Genomic DNA, 8,914 nt, shown 5'->3' on the forward strand with positions numbered 1-8,914 from the left:
CCAGCAGTTAAGCGAACCAGGTCAGGGCGGTACAGACGACTACTGTCTGGTCAGAATTACTCATGCGTAAGGCGAGCAGGCAGCAGTGGAACATACGGCAGTAGCAAGGACAGAACATAGTACGAGGTACTATTGGCTGGGGTTAGCATATGGCGTTGCCCAGACCTTCAGATCATATTTTGGAGCGACAAAAAACAACGGCTCGGCTACTGTGCAGGGCGTTTTTTAGCTTAAATGTATGCTGGTCCTTTGTGGCCAGATTAGTAACCAACGATCGACAAAGCGGTTAGTTAGATAGTTTCTTCTCCTTATTGCAAGGGGAAATTACCTAACTAACCGCTTTGCGGTTATGTTAGTTACCTTATGGGGCCAGTCTGCCCACTGCCATGAGCAGTAATTGGCAGTTTAGGTTAATTGTTTGATCTTGTTTTAGGTTTAGGTGGAGCAACTGGCGTAGTAGATTTTGGCTCAGCAGTCTTTTATGGTTTAGGTGTAGGTTAGGGTGTTGAGTAGTGTTTTGGTTTTACTTGTAAGAGATTGACCTGGTTTTTTGTGGCTGTTTATTTGTTTGGAAAAAGTTGTTTTATTGCTTGTACCTTGGAATTTCACAAATTCCTAGGAAAGAGCATAAGGGAAACTGCTATCACTTACTTAACGTAAGGTGAGAGCTTGGCGGTGCCAAGCGTTTTCTAACAGCAGCTGCCTGCTAGCACTTTTTTTGCGAAATATCCCACCGTGGGACTGTTGTGAATATTGGTGTAGAGCCAAAAGCCTCATCTGGGTTTGTGAAAGGGAGCTGACAGTCCCACATTGGGATTGTTACAAATCCTGGTAGAGCAGCATTCTTCTAAAGGCAAAGATCGTATCAAAAACCGTATTTTAGCTCCGCTGAATGCCAGGTTCACTTTAGATGTAATGGAGAGCGGGGGGGTAAAAAATAAAAGTAGGCAAAATAGTTGAGGAATGATTTTGTTTACTTTTAAAAAATTGGGACAGTCATTTTTGCTAGGAAGTCGTCCATTTGGTGGAAAATCAGGTGTAAGTATACCCGGGGGCGAAAAAACGGCTCACAGGGGCTAATAGGGGCTAAATTAGGCAAGCTGTTGTTGGTAAGTTAGAAGAGAATAAAAAATAAATATATAAAAAAAGCGATCCTTGTGGACCGCCTTAGACGTCTTGCAAGTGACTGAACCTGCTTACACGTTTAGTTAAACATGTCTGACGTTATCTAATTCTATAAAAATTATATCATGAAAATAAAAATTTGGTAAAATAATCCTGCGCGTTTAGTGCACTATCTTGAGAAGTTGACTGGCTTCTCATAAAGGAGGTGAAAAGACGTGTCTGATGTTCTAATTCTAATTCTTTTGTATCTTGTAATTACCGCAATTCGAGATGTGTTGAATATCGTCAAAGATATTCTTAACGAACTACTTAAGTAGTACAAAAGTGAGGCCTAAGATTTTATCTTAGGCTATTTTTATAGGTATAAATAATTGAATAAAATTAATTAAAGATATATAATCTCGATATTAAAATATTAATTTATTAAGGCATTATATCATTATAATATTTTAATATACGTTTATAGGAGAATTAATTATGAAATTTAAGTATGTTGTTGGATTAGGTGTTGCTGCTGCAACCTTTGCGACAGTTGCAACTCCATTAGCGGTAACAAGTGTCAAAGCTGAGGCAACAAGTGATAGTGTAGAAAGTCCTGTTTCTAAATATGATATAAATCCTGTAGCAAACTATGATAACGATTCATTAAGACAAATTGCAATTAATAATAATTTAGATTTGTCTGTAGTTGAAGCTTTAAATGATAATATCGATCCCGATAAAGCCTTACCTAATGGTACGCCTATTTATTTGCCACAAAATGTTGGCTCTGTAGAAAACGTAGTAGGACCTCAGGCGTTCGGACCTTATGATGGTGTACCAGCAAGTATTAAGAAAAAATATTATGATAGTTTAAGTAGTGCAGAACGTTCAGCTAAACTTTGGATTGCAAAGAGAGAATCAGGATACAATTATTATGTTTCTAACGGTACGCATTACGGTCGCTTTCAGTTAGATAAAGCATATCTTAATGGCGACTATAGTATAGCTAATCAAGAAAAAGCTGCTACGATATATATTCACAAACGTTATAGTGGAAGTTGGGTAAAAGCTAAAGCATTTTGGCAAGCTCATGGCTGGTATTAAATCAAAGTAGGTTGGGTAAAAATGAAAAGATCACTTAGTATAGCAGCATTTGCAGCTGTTTTTGGTGCAAGCTTGATATTTAGTGCAACAAGCAGTAATTATGTGCCTGTTAAAGCAGCTGACGTAAGCGATACAAATACTGTAGTCAATAATCAGGGTGTGTCTGATAAAACATGGTCTAACAAACTGACTAAAGCTGGCTATGTTTTCAAGTTAGCTAAAAATATAGCTACTACTGATGGCGGATTGTATCAAAGAAAAAATGGCTTACTTAAAAAATATAGTTTGAAGCATGCTAAAAAAGTTTTCGCTAAAAACATGTTATTCAAAATAGATCGCGCTATATCAGTAGAAAATGGTTCTTTAGTTCATATTGTGTCGCAAAATGGCAAATATAAGTTTTGGACTAATTTTTTAACCGGGACATACAATGTAAATGGTCATAAAAAATCTCTTAAACCATTAATAAAAACCGAAGTAGAAATGATCACTAATACTTCTAAAGAGAAAATAGCAAAAAAGCTAGTCACTGCCGAAAAATTGGCTAATAAATTAAAGGGTTCAGATAAAAAATTGGCTCAAGAATCAATTACTCAATTGAAGCAATGGATTGATAATGAAGTTTTTGCTAATATTCCTGTTCTTCTAATTGGTAGCCTGTAAGACAAGTAAACAAGTTTTTAATTTACTGCTGCTATCAAAGTGATTTTCTTATTAATTTACGAAGCATACGGAGCAATTTAAAGTTAAAGATTAAAAGTAACAAATAAGCTGGTATGAAGCAATTGGTCTAATTGTGAAATTACCAGGTAATGAAAAAAGGGAAGGCTGTTAAATCAGTCTTCCCTTTTGCTATACGGCTTCAAATTCACAAACATTTTTTTGCTGCAGTTTGAAGCCTTGTAGCACTAAGTTTCGTAGCAACTTCGCTTAATGTACATTATGTTAAGTTGCTTTGGTATATATGGAATTATTTTTTTGATTAGGTATTTAATCTGCTTAATTTGTAATTAATTTGCGTATTTGAGTTTTGGTTTGCTTATTTTTTGTTATTTTTGAAGAATATCATCCATTCATAAACACATGTAATAACTGCTATTAGATAATCATACCAATGAAAAGCTTTTGAAAAGCCCACTAAAGAGAGGAGAAACACAGCAATCAACGCTAAAGTAAAAAGGATAGGCATAGCAAGCGTCATATTGTATCTGGCAAGCCAAGTATCGATTGGCAGAAGCTCTAGAGCCAAGATAATGATTATTATTAAAGTAGTATTCATGTTATAGTCACACCTTTTAGATTATTTAAAGATAGATAAATACGACTGTTCGTGCCGTCCAGTAAGCGACTGTGCTGTTAAGGTGAAGATAATGAATTAGCGCATATCGTATACCATCTTCAGCTTTACCTTCATAATCAGTTAGAAAGTTTACAAAAGCTTTTAGTGGCTTAGTTTTTAAACTGTTACCAGTAATTTTAGCAACGTATTTGGCAATTTTCTTAATTGTTTCTAACTTTAAGCCACGTGTCAGGTTATTGTTTTGTTCAGTAATTTTGTCTTGTAAGAGAGTATTCTGCTGCTCCTCATTAAGTCCAGCACCATTAACAATTTGATCAAACTCATCTTGTTGATCTTTAGTTAATGAACCGTACAATGCCCCATATGAACTGTTGTTTTGATTTTCATTGGAATTACTTACGGAGTTGTCCGTAGCAGCAAATGTATTTACTACAGTTGTTGCCATAGTCGTTCCTATAAAACTTGCTGCCCCAAGAGAAATTCCCAATTTTTTAATGGTACTTTTCATAATAGTACGCCTTTCATAATATTTTAGATCAATGTCGACATTGATATTAAAACCATAGTTCAGCATAAAAATTTGTCAACAAATAATATTAAAAAATAATCATGTATATATAAACATATAGTTCGTTAAATATCCAGTTAATTTGTGCTTTATAATATGAAATTATCAAGTTTTTCAAAGATTAATAACTAGAAGATAAAATAAAAAATGACTCTTACGAGTCATTTGAAATATTGATTACTTATTTAAAAAATACAGTGAAAATTAATATTATAGTAGGTGAAATTATTGTCAAAATAACTTTGAATACGTTACTTTTAAACATTAAGTTCCCTATTGTTAGCGAATGATTATAAGTCAGTTAGAAGTGATCTTAAGATGCCTCAAGGTCTTATGCCCAATTATTTAAAAATCTTTTGCCACCAGTGTTCATTTTTTCGAACTGGCTCTTTTAGTTCATTATCAATGTTTCTTTCCTTACGTTCTAAAGAGCCCTGCTCTTTTATCTTTTGGTCTCTGCCATGTAACTGTTGTTGTTGGTTCATAAGCTGCATTAACCGATCAAACTTTTTTCCTAAAGCCCTATTAGCTTCTCTTAACTCTTTATTCTGCTCCTCGATTTTACTTAAATATCGATTATTAAGCTGATCAATTTCTTCTTGTTGTTTCGCTACTTTTTCTTCCAAATGTCTGACGTAATCAGTTTTACTAATTGATCTAGCAGAACCTACTTCACCATTTTTAAAATGAGCAATGACTTTCTTCGCTTCTGATTCATCAAGAACCATTTTTCTATTTTCTTTTTTATATATTATCTTATATTTTTTTATATACGAATTAATCCTTGTTCTATATCTTGCTACTTCTTTATTAGATGCTGTAGGTACTATTATATCAATTATTTCTCTTATATCTTTCATATATATTTCTCTTATATTGCTATATATTACTATATATTTCTATATATTATTATATATCAATAACAGGACGAAGTCCTCAAAAGAGTAAAGAGGGTTTTATTAAAACATAGAAGCACACGTAGATTTCAAAAGTGTAGATATACAAAAAGGCAATCCAAATGGATTGCCTAGACGTCTAGTATGTCTCTTTTGCATGCGAGGATCGCACTTTATTTTTCACGAAGTTTTTTATAAATCTTTTAAAACTGATAGCCATTTGGCTTAGCACTACTTCGACTAATATTTATATTAGGTTGCCTGGTCCAGTAAAGGTAGCCTTAATAGACAATTAACCAGATAGCTATTAGAATTTAAGGATAAAGGAGTAATTACAATGAAAATTAACAAAAAATTGTTTATTAGCTTATTAGCTGGAATATTGACAACAACATCATTAGCAGTTACTACAACTAATATTGATCAAGCTCAAACTACTACGTCAAATGTAAATTCTGAGCAAGGCAAGCTAACCTTGAATCATAAGACTCGTGTTTATAACAAAAAGGGTAAGAAAAAGTATTCTTATCTTAAAACGAATGGGCTGCTAAAAAAGGGTGCTTTAGTAAGATATGTTGGCAAAATTAAAGCCCTATCTGATCCAGATACCAAGCGTTATTCCTTTAATGACAAAGATATGAACTGGTATTATCTACCATATAAAACAATTAAAGGTAAACAATACTACAACATCGGTCATGGCGGTTATATTAAAGCTATAAATGTTGATAGTATCAATGGAAATAAGTTATTTACTAATTATGCTACTGTTACAATAGCATCATCGCCATTTTCTTCTGATAAAGATTTTACAAAAGCAAATCTTGTTAATAATAAAGGTGAATTTACCAATAAATATGTCAAAAAGGGTACGAAACTAGTGGTTGATCGTCGCAGTAATAGAGAAGAACTAGCAGGGACGACTAAAATTGATATGCTTGATAATGGAGTTCTAGAAGTATTCCGCATAAAAAACAATAAAAAATTGTTTGTTTTAAGAGACGACCTTAAAACGCAGCCTCGTCAGCAACTAATACCGTATACTAATATCATGCATGTAAGATTTGTGAATGACGCATATCTTTATAATATAAAAGGAGAATTTGCGGACGATTCATGGTTTAGTTCAGGTGATACGGTTTCGGTTACAGGATTAAGATATATATGGGTTCCAGCAGATAAAAAAGCAGAACTATTTTATGAAGTTTTAGATTCACCTTCATCGATGTCAAACTGTAATTTTGTGAAAGCTTCGACTGCTAAATATACTTTTGGCAATCATTTAAAGCCAATAAATACAGCAGCTGATGTCACGCCAGCCAACATAGAAAAAATATAAAAGAATAAAGTTAAATATAAAAAGCAATGAATCCTCATTGTTTTTTTTTTGCTTAAAACTTGCACAATTCCTCCAACAAAGAATTAAGCCGACATTAGTCGGCTTAATTCCTCCTTACGTGCTATTTTAATTATGATCTCGAGATTAAAGATTTGGATAGATAATTATTTTTTCAATTAGTAAAGGAGTTTCGATATGAGAAAAGTATCTAGTGTAACGCCAAGTTTGAAATATGAATTGAATGGTCTCCATCAGGTAGTTGTTCAAAAAGGTAATGTAGCAACTAAATATATATATGCGTTGCAGCAATTGGCCAAAGGTACAGATACTGTAGTTTATAGAGCAAGAAAAGATGGATTTAATGCACAATTTACAAAAGGCGAAAAGCATTTTCGGTTATTTTTAAAGGGTGCTAAAAAGAGTGGTACAGCAGGTTCTCATACACAAACTTGGGAATATGCTGGACCTAACGGCAATGGTGAGTGGTTTATTGGTACAAAACCTAAAAAACTTTCAAGCTCTAAATATTACTGGGCTACTCAAATAGCAAGGGTAAAATTTCAAAATAAAAAATATACGAAAAATACACAGATGCCTAGGTTGTCAGCTCTTAATAGAGCAGGAGCAGGCTATGATGATAATGTAGTTTATCCAGGAGTTAATTTGCTTAGATCCGAAGCTGCGGTTTCTCCAAATTATCTAGATATGTTGATTGTTACTATTGATACAAGTGGAACGGCTCATTTTGGTTTCTACTCAGTGAATGAAATTAATAAAGCTCTCAATGGTGGTCCTACAAATTATCCGCTTGATCAATTTCGTTGTTCTTATGCATTTAAAATTGAGAATTTTACATCTGCTGTTGGATCAATTCAGGGCTTTGATATAGACGATAAAAAAAATATCTATATTTCAAGTGAAGCTGCACCTAAAACAGATGATGTAGGTCAAGGGGTAGCTCAAGATCGTTATATTTATAAAATACCTTATGGTTATCAAAAACTGCCGAATGGATTAGTGGATTGGAATAGCACAGAGAACTGGCATAGAATTAATTTGAATGCTAATAATAATGATCACAATAATGGTTCAGTCTTAGATCGGAGTAAATTTGTTACTGAGTTTGAAAGTATTCAAGTAATTAATAAAAATGATGCATATTTAACGGTCTCATATCATGACGCAACTACATTAAAGACTTTGCACAGTAGAATTTATGAAATTACTTGGAATGACCCAGAGTAGTAATAAGTTTTATAAATAGATCATAAAATATTTAAAAGTCTCAAACAGCTCACTTACTGTTGAGACTCTTTCTTTTATACAAACCAAAATAGCAAGGAGGAATATGCATAATGTATAAAAAACTGATAATTTTGCTAACCTCAACTGCCTTTTGTGGACTCGTTTCAATGCTAATCAATTTTTATCAGTGGCATGTAAAAACAAGAAATACTGCAAATGATAAAGAACGGCGACGATTATATAACGAAGTAAAATACTATCGTACAAAGTTTCTTAATGATGAAAATGAAATTGATCATTTAAAAGAAAAAATTCGTAAATTAAAGGCAGCACAATTTACTACTGTCAAGGAGAGAAGTGATATTGATGGATAAATTAACGTCTATTTTACAATTGTTAAGCACGCTAGCTGTAATAATTGCGTTTATTCTTGTTGGTATTTATCCATATATTAAAGAACGTAATAAATCTTTAGCAGATAAGTTAGATGTATGGTATAAGCTTGCTCAAGTTTTAGTTAACGAGGAAGCTATTAAAAGTGAGAAATCTGGTGCAGATAAAAAACAGACAGCTACTGATACATTAATGATCCAAGCAAAAAAGTTAAAAGTACCATTAACCAAGAATGTGGCTGCTGGATTGGTACAAAATGCTTATAATCAAACTAAAACAAGACGTAGTTGAATGCCTACAAAGCAGATTTAGCAAATTGCGTAAATCATACAAGAACTTAATGAGCAGGTAGTTGAATTATATAATTTATTAGATTAATGATAATTAGCCATTAAAACACGCTGGCAGCAATTTGTTGTTAATCTAGAAAGCTTTTAAGCTTGATAGAATACTACTCTCAGTCTAAAAGACTATTAATTTTAAAAAAATTAGTAGAATTTGATATTTCTATGGTATGATTACTTTAACAAGCAAATAAAATGCCTTGATTGCCAATAAGGACAATCAAGGCATGAAAAAAGCTAATCTCAAACTTTTGCAGGGTAACAGATTAGCTTCATCAATTAAATTAAGTATAACAAAAATACTTAAAAATTCAAGAGATGAAGTTAAAAAGACCTTCGAGTTAAAAGATTAGCCCGGAGGTCTTTTCCGTTATCAAGCGAACCAACAGGACAAAGTTGAAAAAAGGGACAGGTTTAATAGAGCCATTTCAAGTAATAAATCTATTTCCGAAAGCACGTAACGAATGCAGTGGGGCAAGTGGCGGTGACGACCAGCAGTTAAGCGAACCAGGTCAGGGCGGTACAGACGACTACTGTCTGGTCAGAATTACTCATGCGTAAGGCGAGCAGGCAGCAGTGGAACATACGGCAGTAGCAAGGACAGAACATAGTACGAGG

At 33.3% G+C, this 8,914-nt stretch carries 9 protein-coding genes; 6 read left to right on the plus strand and 3 right to left on the minus strand.

Going from position 1 to position 8,914, the window contains the following annotated elements; genetic code table 11:
* The first annotated feature begins 1,602 nt into the window (after positions 1–1,602).
* Together GYV61_RS09525 and GYV61_RS09530 are read left to right on the plus strand one after the other, a co-directional pair.
* Positions 1,603–2,211 (plus strand): aggregation-promoting factor C-terminal-like domain-containing protein, encoded by a 609-nt coding sequence (locus GYV61_RS09525; protein ID WP_038521159.1) that lies wholly within the window; start codon positions 1,603–1,605, stop codon positions 2,209–2,211.
* Between the two features lie 21 nt (positions 2,212–2,232).
* Positions 2,233–2,874, plus strand: a complete 642-nt coding sequence (locus tag GYV61_RS09530) for a hypothetical protein (protein ID WP_038521162.1) — start codon at positions 2,233–2,235, stop codon at positions 2,872–2,874.
* A gap of 376 nt (positions 2,875–3,250) precedes the next feature.
* Here GYV61_RS09530 and GYV61_RS09535 read toward each other — a convergent pair whose 3' ends face one another.
* The 3 genes from GYV61_RS09535 to GYV61_RS09545 form a co-directional block, all read right to left on the minus strand.
* A complete protein-coding gene (locus GYV61_RS09535) occupies positions 3,251–3,490 on the minus strand; it encodes a hypothetical protein (protein WP_038521144.1) in 240 nt (79 codons plus the stop codon).
* Between the two features lie 25 nt (positions 3,491–3,515).
* Positions 3,516–4,019, minus strand: a complete 504-nt coding sequence (locus GYV61_RS09540) for a hypothetical protein (RefSeq protein WP_038521147.1) — start codon at positions 4,017–4,019, stop codon at positions 3,516–3,518.
* A gap of 401 nt (positions 4,020–4,420) precedes the next feature.
* A complete protein-coding gene (locus GYV61_RS09545; protein ID WP_038521150.1) occupies positions 4,421–4,939 on the minus strand; it encodes a hypothetical protein in 519 nt (172 codons plus the stop codon).
* Between the two features lie 373 nt (positions 4,940–5,312).
* Between GYV61_RS09545 and GYV61_RS09550 the strand changes: the two genes are divergently transcribed.
* The 4 genes from GYV61_RS09550 to GYV61_RS09565 all read left to right on the plus strand — a co-directional run bounded on the left by GYV61_RS09550 (position 5,313) and on the right by GYV61_RS09565 (position 8,243).
* A complete protein-coding gene (locus GYV61_RS09550; protein WP_052059623.1) occupies positions 5,313–6,314 on the plus strand; it encodes an SLAP domain-containing protein in 1,002 nt (333 codons plus the stop codon).
* 195 nt (positions 6,315–6,509) lie between these two features.
* Positions 6,510–7,559: a helveticin J family class III bacteriocin gene (locus tag GYV61_RS09555; protein WP_046333027.1), complete on the plus strand. Its 1,050-nt coding sequence runs from the start codon at positions 6,510–6,512 to the stop codon at positions 7,557–7,559.
* Between the two features lie 110 nt (positions 7,560–7,669).
* On the plus strand, positions 7,670–7,933 hold the full coding sequence (locus GYV61_RS09560) for a hypothetical protein (protein WP_038521153.1): 264 nt from the start codon (positions 7,670–7,672) through the stop codon (positions 7,931–7,933).
* Positions 7,926–8,243: a phage holin, LLH family gene (locus GYV61_RS09565; RefSeq protein ID WP_038521156.1), complete on the plus strand. Its 318-nt coding sequence runs from the start codon at positions 7,926–7,928 to the stop codon at positions 8,241–8,243. Before GYV61_RS09560 ends, GYV61_RS09565 begins: the two co-directional genes overlap by 8 nt.
* The last annotated feature ends 671 nt before the right edge of the window (positions 8,244–8,914 follow it).

The organism is Lactobacillus melliventris, from assembly GCF_013346935.1.
Lineage (GTDB): Bacteria > Bacillota > Bacilli > Lactobacillales > Lactobacillaceae > Lactobacillus.

Coding starts and splice junctions, on each gene's coding strand:
- GYV61_RS09540 (WP_038521147.1), bottom strand. CDS start 4,019: ATGAAAAGTACCATTAAAAAATTGGGAATTTCTCTTGGGGCAGCAAGT.
- GYV61_RS09525 (WP_038521159.1), top strand. CDS start 1,603: ATGAAATTTAAGTATGTTGTTGGATTAGGTGTTGCTGCTGCAACCTTT.
- GYV61_RS09560 (WP_038521153.1), top strand. CDS start 7,670: ATGTATAAAAAACTGATAATTTTGCTAACCTCAACTGCCTTTTGTGGA.
- GYV61_RS09550 (WP_052059623.1), top strand. CDS start 5,313: ATGAAAATTAACAAAAAATTGTTTATTAGCTTATTAGCTGGAATATTG.
- GYV61_RS09555 (WP_046333027.1), top strand. CDS start 6,510: ATGAGAAAAGTATCTAGTGTAACGCCAAGTTTGAAATATGAATTGAAT.
- GYV61_RS09535 (WP_038521144.1), bottom strand. CDS start 3,490: ATGAATACTACTTTAATAATAATCATTATCTTGGCTCTAGAGCTTCTG.
- GYV61_RS09530 (WP_038521162.1), top strand. CDS start 2,233: ATGAAAAGATCACTTAGTATAGCAGCATTTGCAGCTGTTTTTGGTGCA.
- GYV61_RS09545 (WP_038521150.1), bottom strand. CDS start 4,939: ATGAAAGATATAAGAGAAATAATTGATATAATAGTACCTACAGCATCT.
- GYV61_RS09565 (WP_038521156.1), top strand. CDS start 7,926: ATGGATAAATTAACGTCTATTTTACAATTGTTAAGCACGCTAGCTGTA.